This is a genomic window from Proteus sp. G2675, assembly GCF_963886535.1.
GTDB classification, from domain to species: domain Bacteria; phylum Pseudomonadota; class Gammaproteobacteria; order Enterobacterales; family Enterobacteriaceae; genus Proteus; species Proteus mirabilis.
In genome coordinates, this window is the sequence record NZ_CAWPCB010000041.1 from 1 (window position 1) to 17,891 (window position 17,891).

The following is a 17,891-nucleotide window of genomic DNA, read 5'->3' on the forward strand; positions in this document are numbered from 1 at the left end:
GGACGGTGTAAATGCTGACGAGCTAAAAGACGGCGTACAGACACAAGTGACTGTACCGGGAGGTAGTGCGGCAGGTGACACACTGACACTCACTATTACTAAACCAGATGGATCAACCGATACTGTTGAACACACACTGACTGCAGATGAAGTGACGGCAGGTAAAGCCGATGTGACTATCCCCGCAGATAAAGTGACAGCAGACGGTAATTATTCTGTTACCGCAGAAATTACTGATCCGGCAGGTAATACTAGTGGTCAGGGTAAACCTACGGACTTTATGGTTGATACGCAAATCCCAGGCGATACTGACGGTGATGGTACGGTGGATACCACACCGGTAGTGACCATTCCAGAAGCTACGGACGGGGTAAATGCTGACGAGCTAAAAGATGGCGTACAGACCGAAGTGACTGTACCGGGAGGTAGTGCGGCAGGTGACACACTGACGCTCACTATTACTAAACCAGACGGCTCAACCGACACCGTTGAACACACACTGACTGCAGATGAAGTGACGGCAGGTAAAGCCGATGTGACTATCCCTGCAGATAAAGCAACTCCGGATGGTAATTATTCTGTTAAAGCAGAAATTACAGATCCCGCAGGTAACACGAGTGGTGAAGGTAAAGCAACGGACTTCACTGTAGATACCGTTGCCCCATCTACCCCTGTATTAAATGCTGAGGATAATGGCTCTGTTTCTGTTGAACTGCCAGGGGATGCCAACAAAGGCGATACGGTAGAAATTACCTTTGAAGATGAAAAAGGGGATAAACAGACTGTAACAATGGAGAAAGGGGATAATGGTTGGACATCTAGTGATCCTAATTTGATCCCAGACAGTCAGGGCAATAACACCGCTATTCCATCTGATAATGTAAAAGATAACAGTGAAGTAACCGCAATAGCTAAAGATCCAAGCGGTAATGAAAGTGCTCCAGCAACAGCAACGTCCAAAACAGATGTGTTACCGACAGTGAGTATTAGTGTTGATACAACATCAGTAAATGACAATGGAGATAAGATTAGTGCTGATGCTTCTGTTTCGGGTGAAATAACAGAAGTTCCTGCAACAATAGAGGACAAGGATGATACTACCGGATTAGTATATACCGTTGCTCTAGATTATGTTGCAGCACAGGATGTGACCGTAACCATAACCTTAACAAATGATGCTGGTCATGCAAGTGCGCCGGATTATTCAACGCTTGCAGGCTCTCAGCATGATGGGAAAATCGCCCTACATGGGGACACAGGTAAAGTAACCTATGATGGAGCTTCAACAGTAACGGTTGTTATTCCTGCTGGATCTAAGAGTGTTTCATTTATAGTTGATCCAACAATGGAAGCTAACCAAAATGCATTTAATGCTGAAGGTATGGAGAAAGTTGTTGCAACCATTACTGGAACATCTAATAACGCTACCGCTGTAACTGATACAGTAAATAATGCAGGTGCTTCTGCTACAGGGGTTATTTATGATGGCAACCCTATTTCATTACGTAATCTGGACGGCGATTTTACACTGAAGTATTCATTATCCTCATCAGTGGCTGAAAATGGGGACTTTGGATATACCATCGGAGTTGATAGCGGTAAAAAGGATCCTAAGCTAACGACAGATTACAATGATACGATTTATGTTGGTTATTATCAGGATGGTAGCGAAACTTCATCATACAGCAATCTTGCTAACTCGCAGGATAATGGGCCTGATGGTACAAAAACAGATGGTAATCAAAGTATTACAACTGTTGATTTAGGTGCTGGTGATGACCTGATGGTGATCCGCGGTAATATGTTAACCAATACACGAGTCTATGCTGGTGAAGGTAATGATACCTTTACTATGGACGGCATGAATACAGCGTTACGTTCTATGTATGCTGGTAGTTATCTCTTTATGGAATCTGGTAATGATACCGTTACGATTAAACGTACAGGGGTAACCAATGCTGGTCAAATCTATCTTGGCTCAGGTAGTGATACCTTTACTCAAGGTGATGCCAATGATCAAAATAATACCGAATTGTCCGGTTTATTAGATCTGGGTAGTGGTACTCAAGATAAGTCAAATATGCCAAATGAGTATCTTTCTGTTTATCAGGATGGCAGTAATTTAAGTTTAGGTAATGACAATAACATTGATGCGGTCACAGATGTTAATACTGTCACTATTTATGGTTCTGTCTCCGGTGAAATTTTAGGTGGATATGGTAGTGATAATATCACTATCACTAAAAATCTGACTGGTAATGTTTCTGTTGGTGATAATACAGACACTCTAACTGCTGGGTGGATTTATGGTGGTGCCACTGTTTCTATGGGGGATGGCAATGATACGGTTACTGTCACTGAAGGTGCGTATAACACAACTATTTCACTAGGGGCAGGAGATGATGTGTTTGATGCTACAGCTGGTGTTATGGGGGATTCTGTTAGCGCGACATTAGTGAATGGTGAAGATGGCAATGACACCATAAAATTAGGCACAATTGGTAAAAATCTGACAGTTGATGCGGGTGCTGGCGATGATACTGTGATTTTGACAAAAGATTATGATCCTTCACCTATAGGTAATCAGGGATATATTAATGGGGGAGAGGGAACTGATACTTTAGTCTTATCAGGTACGATTACGGTAAATATGGCCACTAAGACTGATGAAGGTATTGCTAATTTCGAAAAAGTCGATATGACGGTTAACAGTGAGTTGAAAGTGGACAATAGCTCTCAGACTATTAAGTTAACCGCATCTGATGTGTTGGGAATGAATGCAAATTCAACGATTTATATTTCCGGTGATGCTAATGATAAGGTGGATTTAGGTGCCGATGGTGCTGGAGGTTTAGGTACATTTACAGCTACTGCCACTACAACAAAAGCAACCGCATTAGATGGTACTGAGCATACTTACACTCTTTATAGCAGTGCAAGTGGTGCTAATGTCTATATTGATAATAATATTATCGATAATGGAGGTGTTATTTAATTATCTGTTGTAATTAAATCTAAGGCTGCTCTTTCGGGCAGCCTTATTATCTAATCATAAAACTTTTATATTTAGATTATATTTTCTTATTAGAGGTAATATCTGTGTTTTCTATAAATAAACTCAAAATAATAACGTTTGTTATTTTAGGAGGTGTATTATTTAATTCACATGCAAACTCTTTAAAGTATATATTAAATAATTCATTAAATAATGCGCCTGAGTTATTAGAAGCTAAAGCTGATATAGATATAGCCGTTGCAAAAGTTAATCAGACTAGAGCTCAACATTTTCCCGTAATAAGCGTAACTGGAAATAAATTATTAGGACAATATCATAGAGATAAAAGCGACTATGACAATAATAGTTTTATTCCAGGATTACGAGGTGAATTAAATATCTATTCTTTCGGTGGAATAGAAAATGATGTTGAACGTAATGAAAAAGAACAACTCTATTATCAATTTAAATATAGCGAAACGAAAGAAAATGTCGCTTACACCATATCAGATCTCTATTTAAAAGCATTGTTAGCTAAAGAATCTATTGCGGTAAAGAAAAAAAGTTTAGATAGACATAATAAGATTATATCTGAATTAAATGTGATAGCCCGTAATGATGAAGGGCGTGTTTCTGAATATGTTCAGGCAGAAGCAAGAAAAATATTAGTAGAACAAGATATTAACTATTATGAAAAAGAATTAATGACAACGTTAAGTACGTTATCAAAATATACGGGTTTCCCCGTTGGTGAAAGCGATCTTGTCAATCCTTTTGATGGAATGACGGTCAGTGATATGTATAGCGAATTCACTGCGGAAAATAATAATCAAAATCCAGCTTATCTCGTGAGTCAGGCTGATATCGATGCTAAAAAAATGGGCGTTAAAGTAGAAAATAAAAAACAATTACCAAGAATTAATTTAACTGGAAATATAACTAAAGATGATCGTCAGATAGGCATTGATGTGACATGGGACATTATTAATTTTTCATCATTATATTCTATTGATGAAAAAGTAAGTCAATTAAACGCGGCACAACAGAGAATGGAGAGAGTGATTAGAGATATTGAAGAAGCAAGACGTTTATCAGTAATTAATATCCAAAAAAGTACTCAAAAATTGAAGATATTAGATGCACAAATTTTATCATCGACAAAAGTAGTCGATTTTTATCAATTGCAATTTAATGTTGCACGCCGTTCTTTGTTAGATGTTTTGAATGCAGAAAAAGAGTTATCTGATGTTGAATTATCTTATGCCACGACATTGAGTGATCTTAGGTACGGGATGCTTGATTATTTGTATGCACAAGGAAAACTTTCGCACTGGGCACTTAATTCACACACTCACTAATAAATTAAGGTAAATATTGTAGTTATGAAATTGATCATAGAAGGTCTTTCTCTTACAACCCAGTTATTAGGCACACATTTATCTGTGGCTACACTGACTGCACATACAATCCGTACTACAAAGATGGGAATTGATTTTTCATCACTGGTTGAATATCTGAAAAGTGAAGGATTTGAAAATACATTATCACAACGATTATTAGATGATATTCCCTCTCTAGCTATGCCAGTATTATTATTATTAAAAAATGAAGAGAGTGCTGTTTTAACCGAAGTTTCATTTGATGAAACTGGACAACGTAAATATAAAATTCAGCAAGTAGATGGTTTATCTATATGGTTAACACAATCTGAATTAAGTGAAAAATATTTAGGTTATTGCTGGTTCATTAAGCCACGTATTACAGAAGATGTTCGTTCAGAATTGCCTGAATATACGATGCCTAAAGCATGGTTTTTTAAAGTTATATGGCGCTTTAAAAAGTATTACTATCAAATCATTCTTGCTACTTTTGTTATTAATTTTTTGGCACTTGTTAGTTCATTATATGTCATGAATGTTTATGACAGAGTAATACCTAATAAGTCATATCAAACACTCTGGGTTTTAAGTATCGGGGTAATTATTGCAATATTATTTGAATTTACAGCTAAAATGCTCCGAGGCCGGTTAACTGATATTGCTGGTAAGAAAGCTGATTTAATTATCAGTTCTGCTTTATTTAGAAAGGTCACAAATCTTAAGTTACAGGAAAAACCTATATCATCTGGCTCCTATGTTAATAATTTACGAGATTTTGAATCTGTCCGTGATTTTATGACGAGCGCGAGTTTATTAACATTAGTTGATATGCCTTTTTTAATTTTATTTGTATCTGTAATTGCGCTTGTTGGAGGCTATTTAGCTTTTGTGCCACTTACTATAATTCCATTGGTTATTATTGTCGGACTTTTAGCTCAGATCCCTTTATCCAAATATATTAATGAATCGATGAAGGAATCATCTCAAAGGCAAGGATTAGCTGTAGAAGCGATTGAAGGCATAGAAACATTAAAAACGAATAATGCCATGAATTGGGCGCAAAAGCGTTGGGATTATTACACAGCAAAAACAGCATCTTCATCAATGAAAGTTAAAAACATCAGTAATTTTGTTATTTATTTTGCAGTAATGATGCAACAGTTAAATACGATATTTTTAGTTATTATTGGTACTTATTTGATTCATAGCGATGATCCTGCAAGTAAAATTACAATGGGGGCGTTAATCGCAACGGTTATTTTATCTGGTAGAGCGTTATCACCATTAGGACAGATTGCGGGTTTAGCTGTGCGCTTTCAACAGGCTTGGGTCGCATTAAAAGGTGTTAATGGCATTGTTGAGCGACCATCAGAACGTGAACCAGCTAGGAAATATATTACGTTAAAACAAATAAATGGAAATATAAAATTCCAAAATGTTTCATTTGCTTATAACCAAGATAGTAGCAGTGTAGTGAAAAATTTATCATTTGAAATAAAGTCAGGTGAAAAAGTTGGAATACTTGGGCGTATTGGCAGTGGTAAATCAACGACTTTAAAATTAGCAGCTGGATTATATCCTGCAGAGCAAGGGAGTATCACACTAGATGATGTCGATATTCGCCAAATAGATCCTCATTATTTGCGTAATCAGGTTTTGTTATTAGAACAAGAGCCAAGGTTATTTTTAGGTAGTTTAAGAGAAAATCTTGATTTAGACCGTATGGATGGCTTCTCTAGTGATCAAGATTTGATTGTGGCACTGAAGCGGTTTGGTTTGGATAAAGTTATTAAAAAGCATCCTAGGGGATTAGATATGTCCTTGGGAGAAAATGGGTTAGGTCTTTCTGGTGGACAAAAACAAATTGTTGCTTTGGCTAGAATGACGTTGAGAAATCCCAAAATTGTTTTACTTGATGAACCAACAACGGGGCTTGATCAATATTCAGAAATTCAGGCATTAAATGCCATTTCAGCATGGTGTCGCTCAAAGACATTATTGGTTGTTACTCATCGACCTCAGGTACTGAGTATTGTCAATCGAATAATTGTTGTTGATAACGGCAAAGTTGTGATGGATGGTCCCAGAGATGCGGTTTTACAGCAGTTAGCTAAAAATGAAACAGAAAAACAAATAACTGCTCACTCAAAAAACCAAAATAGATAAGTAAGATTGGGAATGTGAAATGAATGAACTAAATAAAAAACACCTGATGCCTTCAAGTCATACTAAAGAGGTTCTTTCTAATAAGGACTTAGCACTTCTAAATGACTTGCATGCAGCACTTCAGAATGAAAAACATCATAAAAGTTTTATGATGATCACAATATTGCTGATCTTTATGGTTATTTTCGTTATTTGGGCATGGAATAGTAATCTTGAAGAGGTAACTCGTGGTCAAGGCAGTATTATTCCTAGCAGTCGCGAGCAGATAATCCAAACATTGGATGCTGGCATATTAAAAAGTATGCAAGTTAAAGAAGGGGATATAGTTGAAAAAGGTCAAGTATTATTAACGCTAGATGATACTCGAACATCGGCTATCTTAAGAGAAAGTGAAGCAAAAGTTGCTAATCTAGAAGCAATACGAGCACGACTTAAAGCGGAGGCTTATTCTACTGAGCTTAGCTTTCCAGAAGGTTTATCAACAGAATTAGTAACTCGTGAAACAACAGTATACAAGATACGTAAAGACGCATTGAAATCAGGAATAGACAATTTACAACAAAGTAAAGCATTGTTAGACCGAGAAATTTCTATCACTAAGCCAATAGTTGCACAAGGTGCAATGTCTGCTGTGGAATTATTAAGAATGGAGAGGCAATCAGCCGATATTCAATTACAAATAGATGAAAAGAAAAATAAATATTTAACTGAAGCTGGGGCTGAATTAGTTAAAACAGAAGCGGAATTAGCTCAAGCAAGGGAAAATATGGCTGGGCGAGCTGATCCTGTTGAACGTGCTTTAATACGTGCACCATTAAGAGGTATTGTGAAAAATATCCGTATTAATACAGTTGGTGGAGTAATTTCAGCAGGGCAGGATATAATGGAAATTGTTCCTTTAGAAGATCAGTTATTAGTTGAAGCTTATATTAGTCCTCGAGATGTGGCCTATGTACGTGCAGGTATGCCTGCATTAGTAAAATTGACTGCTTATGATTATGCGATTTATGGTGGGTTAGAAGGCGTCGTGACTTTGGTAAGCCCAGATACATTGCATGATCAAAAAAGACCTAGTGATTTAAAACTTAATCAAGATGAAGCTTTTTATCGCGTATTGGTCACAACTCAAAGTAGTCATCTTACGGATAAAAATGGAAAAGAGCTTCCTGTTATTCCGGGTATGATCGCCAGTGTTGATATTAAAACAGGTGAGAAAACGGTTTTCCAATATTTGATCAAACCTATAACAAGAATGAAGCAGGCATTACAAGAGCGGTAATAATTTTGAGGTCATAACTATCATAGAAGCAGTTATGACCTGTTATCAAGCTATTACCTATATACTATTTATTAAATAAGAAGATTTTTACATGGATGTTTAAAGTTGAGTTTTAGTATATATTTTCTCTCACGAAACAGTTTTTAATTCAATATATTATTTAGATGATGATATATTTATCATTTGAATATATTAATCTAATTTTCTGTTATAAATAATAGTTAACTATTAGTTAATTATAAACTCAGTATATTAAGTATAGAGATATTAAATTATTCTATTTTTAGTAATTTCTAGTTCATGTTGAGGAATACCAAACACCTGCGCCATAAAAATAGAGATAAATATATCTAGTGGCTGATTAGAGCGGGTTAGTTTTGCTTGCATTATTGCTCCTTGCCAACCCATCCAGAAAAAAATAGCCATTTGTCTACAATCAATATTTTCAGCTATAAACTTATATTTTTGTGCTTCTAGAAGATAATTTTCTACCTTTTTCTGCCATCCAGAAATCACATTATTCAGTATTTTATAATAGCTAATGGGTAAATTAACAATATCTTGTATGAGATTACTTACTAAGCATCCTCGTTGCCAATGATACTTTTCCATTTCTGATTTTATCATGTGACAAAATGCTAATAGTCTTTTGGGGAAAGGTAATGCAGTATAAGACAAATAGTTATCTAGTTGCTTAGAAATAAAGTTGTCATAATGTTGGATGACGACTAAACCAAATTTTTCTTTACTACCAAAGTAATAATAAAATGATCCTTTCGGGATACCAACTTTTTCTAATATCTTACAAATGTCTGAACTGATATAGCCTTTTTCAGCAAACATTTCTATACCACTTTGAATAACTATATTTTTTACATCTGTATTAGGACTATGATTTTTGGGGGGACGTCCTCGTTTCGGTTTGGTGATTTCTGATATCATCATTTTGCTATCTCCACGACAGGGGAGCATACAGGTAGCTTATTAAGTACCTGTCAATGCTGATTATTTTGTTGTGAGAAAAGTCCCTCCCGCTGAAATTTTATGCGGGAGGAATATAACGAATAGCGTGTGTTATTTTGTCATTAGGTCTTGGTTTTGTTTCATTTCAAATCGTGGGGAGACAAAACCATATAGTGTCCATCCCAAGAATGTGGCTAATGCCCCCCACATTACGGCGTCTTCACCAGATGAATACAGAGCATAGAAACTATAAATGGCCCCAATGAATGCGATGATATTACTGGTTCTCGCTTTATGAGGTTCCACTTTGGCGACTTTTTGTAAAATAATCATTGCCGCCATAGAAAGGATGTAAGGAATAATATTAGTCACAACTGCTAGATTGACGAGTACATTAAACTGTTTATTTAATGATGGGCTGATGGTCATCAGTGACAGTGCAGATTGAATAACAACAATAACTAACATTCCTTTTACTGGGGCGTCAGCTTTGCTAACTGCAGAAAATATTTTTGGAAAATAACCAGAATCCGATGACGCCTTAAATACTTGTGCGATGGTGAACTGCCAGCCAAGTAAAGATCCACAACAAGACATAATCATTAGCGCCATAATGATTTTCCCAACACCTGGGGTAAACATTTGGGAGAAGGCTAAGCCAAATGGCGCGGTAGAGTTTGCCAGATCCATATTTGGCACAATACCTGCGATAACATTTGTTGATACGATATAAATAACGGCTGCACCTAATGTGCCACCTAATACAGCAATAGGAACATTCTTTTCAGGATTTTCAACTGCTTCACTATTGGCACAAGCTGATTCCATACCTAAAAATGCCCATAAGGTCATGGCAATAGAAGAGCCTACGGCTTCAAAGAATGGAAAATTATGTGGATTCCAAGAGTTAATGTATTGTTCAGGATTGAACCACCACCAGCCAATAATTGAAATACCCACAACAGGGATGATCACCCCCCAGACAGTGATGCTGCTTATTTGTCCGGTGATCCGCGCACCACCAAAATTTGCTATTGTGCAGATCCACAATACAACAATCGTTGCAATACAAATACCTAACGGAGTCATTGTCGCATCCATCAGTTCGGCACCATAACCCACAGCAGAAATTGCGATAGCGACATTGGCAATTAACAGGGAAATACCATAGGTATAATTGGCCATAAAATTCCCCGATTTGCCAAAGGCATACTCGGCATACCCTCCCATTCCTCCGCTACGACGGCTAAACATACCGCATTTAGCAAATGCATAGGCCAGAGCCATAGAGCCGACTGCAGTGACAATCCAAGATAAAATAGAAATGGTTCCTACTTCGGCTAGTTTGGTCGGTAGCATAATAATACCGGAACCCATCATATTCACCGCAGTTAATATAGTGAGTTGCAATACACTCATTTTATTTTTTGAAGTACTCATCGTTTTACTCTCCGGCTGACGGAGCATGCTTATTCACACTCCGTCACGCATAAATTAATTAACTCAGTGCTTAATTACATAGCCATATGCCCGCAGACGACCGTCCTCATCATTGCGGATATATACACCTTGTAATTCCGGTGAGAATCCCGGGAATAGATTAATTCCTTCTTCTAGCGCTAGAAAATATTGCTGTACAGAGCCACCCCAAATTTCCCCTGGCACTACACACAGTACTCCTGGTGGATAAGGTAGAGCACCTTCGGCGGCGATACGGCCTTCAATTTTTTCCACGGCAACTAACTCCACCTCGCCACGCACAAAAGCGATATTGGCTTCTTGAGGTAACATACTGACTTGTGGGAAATGTGATTTACGGAACATCTCTTTTTGCAGTTGTTTTACATTAAATTTCACATACATATCATGCATTTCTTGGCACAATTGACGGATGGTGTATCCTTGATAACGTGTTTGGTTGGCATGATATACTGATGGAAGTACCTCTTTCAGTGGGGCATCTTGTTCCAGTAATTGTTCAAAGCGAGCAATTTGTGCGACCAGATGCTGCATTTTCGCCATGCTTTCTGCAGGCGTTAGCAGGAATAATATGGAGTTAAGATCGCATTTTTCAGGAATAATGTTATTTTCACGTAGATAGTTCGCCAAAATGGTGGCAGGAACACCAAATGATTCATATTTTCCTGTTTTGGCATTAATACCTGGGGTGGTTAGTAGTAATTTACATGGATCAACAAAGTATTGATTTTCTTCATATCCCTCAAATGAGTGCCAGCGCTCTCCCGGAACAAAATTAAAGAATCGGAGATCATTGGCAATTTCATCAGTATCAAAATCTTCCCATGCACGGCCATCGATAGTTTCTGGAATAAACGGGCGAATATGTTTACAGGATTTCAGGAGTAATTTACGGGTTTCAATCCCTGTTTTTACGCAATTCATCCATAAACGTTTACCTGACTCACCTTCATGCATTTTTGCATTCACATCCAAAGCTGCAAATAATGGGTAGAATGGACTAGTTGAGGCATGCATCATAAAGGCGTTATTGAGACGTTTATGATTTACATAGCGTTTTTGACCTTTAATATGGCGATCTTTTTTGTGGATCTGTGAGGTTTGAGAGAATCCCGCTTGTTGTTTATGTACAGATTGTGTGACTAAGATCCCCGGATCGTTTTCATTCAGTTCAAGTAGAAGTGGAGAACAATCTTTCATCATTGGGATAAACTGTTCATAGCCCACCCACGCGGAGTCAAATAAAATGTAGTCACATAAATGTCCGATTTTATCGACTACCTGACGTGCGTTATATATTGTTCCGTCATAGGTACCTAATTGGATAACGGCTAGGCGGAAAGGGCGCTTTTCATTTGCGCGTGTAGGGGCGACTTCTTTGATGAGTTCACGAAGATATTTTTCTTCAAAACAGTGAGCATCAATGCCACCGATAAACCCAAATGGGTTACGTGCAGCTTCAAGATAAACAGGCGTTGCTCCTGCTTGAATTAATGCTCCGTGATGGTTTGATTTATGATTATTACGATCAAATAATACTAGGTCATCTGGTGCCAATAAGGCATTAAGAACGACTTTATTGGAGGAAGATGTACCATTAAGAACGAAATAAGTTTTATCGGCATTAAAGACTTTTGCTGCATGTTGTTGTGCGGCACATGGGGCACCTTCGTGGATCAGCAGATCACCCATAGAAACATCGGCATTACATAAATCAGAGCGGAATAAGTTTTCACCAAAATACTCGACAAATTGGTTACCTAGAGGGTGACGGCGGAAAAATTCACCTCCTTGATGCCCAGGACAATCAAAAGCTGAATTTCCTTGTTCAACGTATTTTTTTAAGCTGCCGAAAAAAGGAGGTAATAGACTCTCTTCATATTTTAACGCTGCAGTTTCTAGTTGTTTATTATATAACTCACTATTTTTTTTATTTAAATCAATTACACCAGTTAATCGATTAATAATATTAGCAGGGATAACTTCATCTTTATTAATAATGGCAAAAATAGGCTGTTCAAAGCTATTTTGTTCAATTAAATTAAGCTTTCCATTCTGAATGTCATTAAGTGAAATAACAATCACGGCAACATCAGAAAAATCAGTATGTAGAATATCGACACATTCACGGTGGGTTGAAATATAGTCAGACATATCGTAGCTGACCGCTATTTTATAACTTTTCATTTTTAATACCTTTTTTTGGTAAAAAATTCCCGCTGAAATATTAAGTAAAAATATTTCAGTTTTTTTATTTTTATAAATGCGAGTTTTTTCCCTCGATAGAGTGTCGAGTTATAAAAATCACGTTTATATTTATGTCATCACGTATAAAAATAATGTATAGAATGATGGTTTTTATAATTTTAGTAATATGTTTTTAGCAAAATTACCAATAATAAGAACTAATTAACTGCACATTACTATGCATAAAAACCAGGAATATGAATGATCAATAAGAATTCATTATAGTCACATAAAATGTGATTTATAATGGTAAAGAGGTTGACTATCCATACGCTGGTAATATGCAAACCACGTGATGGATGCCAATAGAGAGATTATCTTTGAGCGTTGAAAAGATTAAAATCAAAACATGAACGATGTGAAAACATCATTATATGTGTAATACGTCTTATATGTGGCCAAAATCGATTATTATTTTCCATTTTCGCATCCGTTAATTATTAAGACCTATATAACAACTATAAATTAATATAATTAAACACCCGAATTATACTGTGATATAGATCAAAATATATCATTTTAAGAATAGTTTTGCCTTTAATTAATATGTTGCTTGTTAATTATTTGTTGTTTTGTTTTTAATAAGAGAACTTATAATTAATATAGTCGCTAAGTCTATATTATAAATAGCAATATAATAAATATAAAATATTTTCATTATGAATGTATAGGGTTGGTTGTTTGTATAAATATAATAAATGTTTTTTATTTTGCTTATAAAACTAGTGATAATTGGTGGTCTGATAGCGTTCTTGCTAATCAGTGAATTTAAAAAATTATATGTCACAGTTAAATACATCATCAACACCATTGCCTGCATCACTAAAAAAGCGTGGCTTTTTTACCATATTATTGTGGGATATACCTTGGCAGATTATTGGTTTCACTTTTGTTTAGTTTGGTATTGGAATATATCGGTATTTTCTTCTTTTGGGAGAAAGAGGGAGCGCAACATAGTTACCAAATTATGCTGATTGAACGAACTTATTTTGCTGAGAGTTTTACACAAAGTATATTTGTATTCTCACCAGTGATAACAACAATTTATTGGATCACTGATTTTTCACAAGGGATACAGGATAATTTGCTGAAGATGCCATTATTCGCTATAAAAACGGGTAATGGTGTTACTGATGGGATTAATGTAGGAGCAATAAAAGCGTTCCAAATAGGAGAACAATATTTACTGGCAACATTCTTTGTTTTACAAATAGTGATAATGCGAGTCACTATTCTCGTGCTATCAATTCCATTATTTATCTTAGTGATAATAGTCGCCGTTGTTGATGGTTTGGTCAGACGTGATTTACGTCGATATGGTGCAGCTTATGAATCTAGTTTTGTTTATCATCATGCTAAGCGAATAATCAAGCCCGCAATTTATATCCTCTGTGTATTGTATTTATCATTGCCATTTGCAGTTTATCCGAATTTCTTGTTGTTGCCTTCTATCTTTTTGATAGGGATAGCTATTTCTGTGACAATAGGGTGTTTTAAAAAGTATTTGTAGGGATTATTCCTTTTTATTAATTAAGATTAAGATTAAGATTAAGATTAAGATTAAGATGCGATGGAGTTGCTGATGCCTGAGTTAACAATACGAGAGTGTGGTGAGGAGGCAATTAGATTAACTAATGAGTTATTTCAACAGTCTGAGCAATCTTTTATGGCATATTTATTAAATGAATCAGACTTAGCATGGTGTATTGCAAGTACTAGAAATTTTCCGCCAGAGAGGCAACTTCCTTGGGATCACGCAGGACAAACATTTCAAAATGATAATGGATTTAGCTTTTGTTTTAAGTTTTTAGATATGCAAAATAGGCCTGCTGGAGCCTGCATTTGTGAATATTGCTCTGATAATGTATTGAATATTGAAATGATTCAGAACTTTCAAATTAAACCATCTATTCTTGATGGAAATACGCTTAAGTTTATGCTTTATACCATAGTGTTTTTTCTGTTACTGACACAAGGGACGGGTGTACGGCTCATGTTTCCTATAAATGAAAGTGTTGCAACATACTATGTTGAAAAACATGGTTTTCAGGATTTAACTGGTGATGGTTCAAAAGAAATACTTTACCGCTCAGCAGAAGATTTATTAAATTGGTTTGAGCAAAATAACCGCTCAGTTGATAGTGAGTGATTTATGAGCGATACTATAATGCAATCAACATGGCAAACTAAGGAGTTGGGTATGGTAACCAGAAAAGGAAAATCTGTTACGCCTGAGTCTTCGTTTTTCCAAACGCCACACATTATTCAGACTAGAGAAGATGGAAGTACTGTTAGTACTGTTTGTAGTCGTAGTGGAAAAGAAGTGACCTTTGTTACTCCAAAAGGAAAAAGGATCAGAGCATCACAGAATGAAGTTTTTAATGCTTTATTGAAATCTATAAAATCAGTAAATCATTCATAAAATAAATAGTTATTGGATACAGAAAAAGAGAGTTTAGACTCTCTTTTTGCATATCTATGGTGTAGCTAGTGGTTTTAATTACAAAATTAATTTCTGATTACTCAAGCTCTTGATATTTTCTTACGGCAACAATGTGTGTTGAAGGATTAGCGACTGCCTAATTGATCTGCTTTAATCAAACAAGACACTTTAATAATGGAATATAATTTAACTATTGAAGTGTTGAATGAAAAAACGAACAAACCGAGTTTATACTCTTGAGTTTAAGCAAGAAGCGGTCGCATTAGTCTCAAAACAAGGTTATAGCGTCCCAAAAGCGGCAGCTTCTTTAGGGATCACCGATAAATTACTTTATAACTGGAAAGCAAAATTCGACGCTGAGCAATCCGGTAGTAGCTTGAATTCCGATGAGAGAGCTGAACTATTAAGGTTTCGAAAAGAAAATAAAGAACTTAGGATGGAGAAAGAAATCCTAAAAAAAGCAGCGCCCTCCAGCTAAAGGAAACCAAGTAACGTTTAAAACGATTAAGCAATTATCTTCTCAGTTTCCCGTGCAGAAGCTCTGTAAGTTAATGAAAATAAGTCGTTCTGCCTACTACGCTTGGCTTAAACGCCCAGCAAAATTGATCACCGCAGAACCAAAGCTATCTTTGAACAGAGTCGAAATAGCTTAGGTTACATAACGTGACATAAACGGTTATGCAAAGAGGGCTTTAGCGTGAGTGCTTATGGCGTTCAAAAGCTAATGGCTCAGCTTGGCCTAGTCGTCACTCAGCGTGTTGCTTACAAAGTCACCACAAAACGCAAACACAGTGATGCGGTAGTCGATAATTTGTTAAATCAAAATGTTAATCCTCACGCACCTAACGAAGTGCGGGCGGGTGATGTGACCTATTTAAAAACAGGGGAGGGCTGGGTGTATTTAGTCATCGTGATGGACTTATACTCACGCCGTATTGCGGGTTGACACATCGATAAACGAATGACGGCAGATTTAGTTGTGCAGAACAATTAGGGCATGCCAGTATTACATCGACATTAGAATACATTGATGAAAGTGTTGATAACTTGCGAGATATACTTGAAGCGGAATTGATCTGATAAGAATAACAGGAGGAGTATCTAGATTTGACAGTGATAGTGATTAGGAAAGAAAGTAAAAGTGACAAATAAAAAAAAACAGCCTTGGTATGAGCAAGACTGTTTAGTTTAAGAGTTTCAACATAAAGTGACTGTGCCAAATTATATTATTTTTCAACTCTTGTTTGCCCTCTCAGTGATTTAACTCACTGACGAACAAAAGAAATATGGTGCCCGGACTCGGAATCGAACCAAGGACACGGGGATTTTCAATCCCCTAGTTAAAAAGCTTGATGTAATTCACTAATGTAATTATTTTTTTTGACTTCTCACCCAGAGTATGCTGAGTGAGAAAATGACCAGAATTGTTCCAATTATATCAACAAAAGGCGGAGCCGGAAAGTCAACCAAAGCCAGCAATATTGCGGGTTTTTGTGCTGATGCAGGGTTAAAAACCCTGTTGATCGACGGCGATCATTCCCAGCCGACAGCCAGCAGTCTGTTTAAACTTGAATATGAAGCACCAAACGGCTTGTTTGAGTTGTTAATGCAACTGACCGATCTTTCCCGGCCGGATACCATCATATCACGCTCCGTTATCCCTAATCTGGATATCATCATTTCTAACGATCCGCATGATCGTCTCCCTGCGGCTATATTGCATGCACCTGACGGCAGAATGCGTCTGCGTAATATTCTGCAACATCCGTTATTCGCTTCTTACGATGTTATTATCATTGATTCAAAAGGCGCGGCTTCGGTGATGCTGGAAACCATTTTGTTAGCTGCCACCGATTATGCTGTCGGGATAATCAAACCTATTTTGCCGGATACGCGTGAATTTTTACGGGGAACACTGGGATTAATCGGCGGGCTGGTGCCGCTGACGGCTTACGGAATTCCCCTGCCGGCAATACGTATTCTTGCTAATTGTGTTGAAGATACGGTGTTAGATCGTGCAACACTGACTGAATTAACTCAGATTATTGACCAAAAAGCGTACCCCTTTGCGGAGTCGATTTCTCTTTCGTTACTGAAAACCGCTGTTCCCAAACTGGAAATATTTAAAAATGGTCATGCACAGGGACAACCGGTGCATCGTCTGGAATACCGGACTCAGCGTAAAACACCGGCAGCCGCAGTCATTATGCATCATCTTGTTTCAGAGCTGTTTCCGGAATGGAAAACCCGTTTTGATGATGTGCTGAAACGGGAGGTGCGTCCATGAATATCAAGGTATTCTCCTGTTTTTTCCCGTTCAGTCTAACCGTGGACTGGCAGCAGATACTGCCAGCCCGATCAGAATTAATGTATTTCCCGGAAAGGATCGTCAAGAGAGTCCGGGCGTTTTTCGACTCTGCGCAAAAAGTCTTTTGCCCCTCTACGAGCTTTGAATGTGCCCCACTCTTCAGTCAGCGCCAGATGTATCTGTTCTGTTGTCATGCCTGCCACCTGAGCTGCCGGCAGGTTATCGCGAAGAATAAGATAGCTGTGAATAGCATTCAGGGGAGTGATATCGGGATTCAGCATTTTCCAGCCATACATTTCAGCCAGCCAGTCACCCAGCCATTGCAGGCGGAACAGACTCTGGCGGGAATTGCTTTCTTCAGTCATTTTCATGGTCATACTCCGGAAGGTTTTGACATACAAGTCAAAACGGGCTTCGCCCGTATCGGTGTTGTTGTCAAAAATGCCAATGTAATCAATGTCGGACGGCAGTTGATAGTTTGTATTCATAAATGTTCCTTTAGGTGTGTTATGGATAAAAATAGGCTGCCTGTACGTTCAGACCGGGGTCGCCAAACTTACCGGTCCGAAAATAGTCGGGCAGTCACAGGGAGCTTATCTCTGACGACTGTTCGTCCGACACCAACAATTCAT

General features: G+C 37.3%; 14 protein-coding genes and 1 pseudogene. 10 read left to right on the forward strand and 5 right to left on the reverse strand.

The window, feature by feature from the left end; genetic code table 11:
• The 4 genes from AACQ49_RS15470 to AACQ49_RS15485 all read left to right on the forward strand — a co-directional run.
• Positions 1 to 2,995: beta strand repeat-containing protein (locus tag AACQ49_RS15470; protein WP_237612828.1), on the forward strand; the 2,995-nt coding region annotated here is incomplete at its 5' end.
• Between the two features lie 104 nt (positions 2,996 to 3,099).
• Complete coding sequence (locus tag AACQ49_RS15475; protein ID WP_001985440.1) at positions 3,100 to 4,353, forward strand: TolC family protein; 1,254 nt, start codon at positions 3,100 to 3,102, stop codon at positions 4,351 to 4,353.
• Positions 4,354 to 4,377: 24 nt separating this feature from the next.
• Positions 4,378 to 6,540, forward strand: a complete 2,163-nt coding sequence (locus AACQ49_RS15480) for a type I secretion system permease/ATPase (protein WP_161779146.1) — start codon at positions 4,378 to 4,380, stop codon at positions 6,538 to 6,540.
• 19 nt (positions 6,541 to 6,559) lie between these two features.
• Complete coding sequence (locus AACQ49_RS15485) at positions 6,560 to 7,819, forward strand: HlyD family type I secretion periplasmic adaptor subunit (RefSeq protein ID WP_001985443.1); 1,260 nt, start codon at positions 6,560 to 6,562, stop codon at positions 7,817 to 7,819.
• A 267-nt stretch (positions 7,820 to 8,086) separates the two neighbouring features.
• Here AACQ49_RS15485 and AACQ49_RS15490 read toward each other — a convergent pair whose 3' ends face one another.
• The 4 genes from AACQ49_RS15490 to speFL all read right to left on the reverse strand — a co-directional run bounded on the left by AACQ49_RS15490 (position 8,087) and on the right by speFL (position 12,930).
• Positions 8,087 to 8,764, reverse strand: coding sequence for a TetR/AcrR family transcriptional regulator (locus tag AACQ49_RS15490; RefSeq protein WP_161779147.1), 678 nt, complete (start codon positions 8,762 to 8,764; stop codon positions 8,087 to 8,089).
• Positions 8,765 to 8,893: 129 nt separating this feature from the next.
• Positions 8,894 to 10,222, reverse strand: coding sequence for a putrescine-ornithine antiporter (gene potE / locus AACQ49_RS15495; protein ID WP_004247370.1), 1,329 nt, complete (start codon positions 10,220 to 10,222; stop codon positions 8,894 to 8,896).
• Between the two features lie 63 nt (positions 10,223 to 10,285).
• A complete protein-coding gene (gene speF, locus AACQ49_RS15500) occupies positions 10,286 to 12,448 on the reverse strand; it encodes an ornithine decarboxylase SpeF (protein ID WP_161779148.1) in 2,163 nt (720 codons plus the stop codon).
• 374 nt (positions 12,449 to 12,822) lie between these two features.
• Entirely contained in the window at positions 12,823 to 12,930 is a 108-nt protein-coding gene (gene speFL, locus AACQ49_RS15505; protein ID WP_107034653.1) for a leader peptide SpeFL, read from the reverse strand.
• 358 nt (positions 12,931 to 13,288) lie between these two features.
• On the opposite strand from speFL, the pseudogene AACQ49_RS15510 reads away from it, so the two are divergent.
• From AACQ49_RS15510 to AACQ49_RS15535, 6 genes and pseudogenes are all read left to right on the forward strand, one after another.
• Positions 13,289 to 14,018: pseudogene (locus AACQ49_RS15510) on the forward strand (TIGR03747 family integrating conjugative element membrane protein).
• Between the two features lie 72 nt (positions 14,019 to 14,090).
• Positions 14,091 to 14,657, forward strand: a complete 567-nt coding sequence (locus AACQ49_RS15515; protein ID WP_004247372.1) for a hypothetical protein — start codon at positions 14,091 to 14,093, stop codon at positions 14,655 to 14,657.
• Positions 14,658 to 14,660: 3 nt separating this feature from the next.
• Positions 14,661 to 14,930 carry a hypothetical protein gene (locus tag AACQ49_RS15520; RefSeq protein ID WP_004252392.1) on the forward strand — a complete coding sequence of 90 codons (270 nt, stop codon included), beginning with the start codon at positions 14,661 to 14,663 and terminating at the stop codon, positions 14,928 to 14,930.
• Between the two features lie 226 nt (positions 14,931 to 15,156).
• Positions 15,157 to 15,429, forward strand: a complete 273-nt coding sequence (locus AACQ49_RS15525) for a transposase (protein WP_036905867.1) — start codon at positions 15,157 to 15,159, stop codon at positions 15,427 to 15,429.
• Between the two features lie 219 nt (positions 15,430 to 15,648).
• Complete coding sequence (locus AACQ49_RS15530; RefSeq protein ID WP_004247373.1) at positions 15,649 to 15,897, forward strand: IS3 family transposase; 249 nt, start codon at positions 15,649 to 15,651, stop codon at positions 15,895 to 15,897.
• Between the two features lie 468 nt (positions 15,898 to 16,365).
• Positions 16,366 to 17,238: a ParA family protein gene (locus AACQ49_RS15535; protein ID WP_000196965.1), complete on the forward strand. Its 873-nt coding sequence runs from the start codon at positions 16,366 to 16,368 to the stop codon at positions 17,236 to 17,238.
• A 77-nt stretch (positions 17,239 to 17,315) separates the two neighbouring features.
• Here the strand turns inward: AACQ49_RS15535 and AACQ49_RS15540 are convergent, their stop codons facing one another.
• Positions 17,316 to 17,747, reverse strand: a complete 432-nt coding sequence (locus tag AACQ49_RS15540; RefSeq protein WP_001095747.1) for a hypothetical protein — start codon at positions 17,745 to 17,747, stop codon at positions 17,316 to 17,318.
• Between the last annotated feature and the right edge of the window lie 144 nt (positions 17,748 to 17,891).

Bases quoted from the DNA above. Each gene is read 5' to 3' on its own strand.
- AACQ49_RS15480 (WP_161779146.1), top strand. From the start codon at position 4,378: ATGAAATTGATCATAGAAGGTCTTTCTCTTACAACCCAGTTATTAGGC.
- AACQ49_RS15485 (WP_001985443.1), top strand. From the start codon at position 6,560: ATGAATGAACTAAATAAAAAACACCTGATGCCTTCAAGTCATACTAAA.
- AACQ49_RS15490 (WP_161779147.1), bottom strand. From the start codon at position 8,764: ATGATGATATCAGAAATCACCAAACCGAAACGAGGACGTCCCCCCAAA.
- potE (WP_004247370.1), bottom strand. From the start codon at position 10,222: ATGAGTACTTCAAAAAATAAAATGAGTGTATTGCAACTCACTATATTA.
- speF (WP_161779148.1), bottom strand. From the start codon at position 12,448: ATGAAAAGTTATAAAATAGCGGTCAGCTACGATATGTCTGACTATATT.
- speFL (WP_107034653.1), bottom strand. From the start codon at position 12,930: ATGGAAAATAATAATCGATTTTGGCCACATATAAGACGTATTACACAT.
- AACQ49_RS15515 (WP_004247372.1), top strand. From the start codon at position 14,091: ATGCCTGAGTTAACAATACGAGAGTGTGGTGAGGAGGCAATTAGATTA.
- AACQ49_RS15520 (WP_004252392.1), top strand. From the start codon at position 14,661: ATGAGCGATACTATAATGCAATCAACATGGCAAACTAAGGAGTTGGGT.
- AACQ49_RS15525 (WP_036905867.1), top strand. From the start codon at position 15,157: ATGAAAAAACGAACAAACCGAGTTTATACTCTTGAGTTTAAGCAAGAA.
- AACQ49_RS15535 (WP_000196965.1), top strand. From the start codon at position 16,366: ATGACCAGAATTGTTCCAATTATATCAACAAAAGGCGGAGCCGGAAAG.
- AACQ49_RS15540 (WP_001095747.1), bottom strand. From the start codon at position 17,747: ATGAATACAAACTATCAACTGCCGTCCGACATTGATTACATTGGCATT.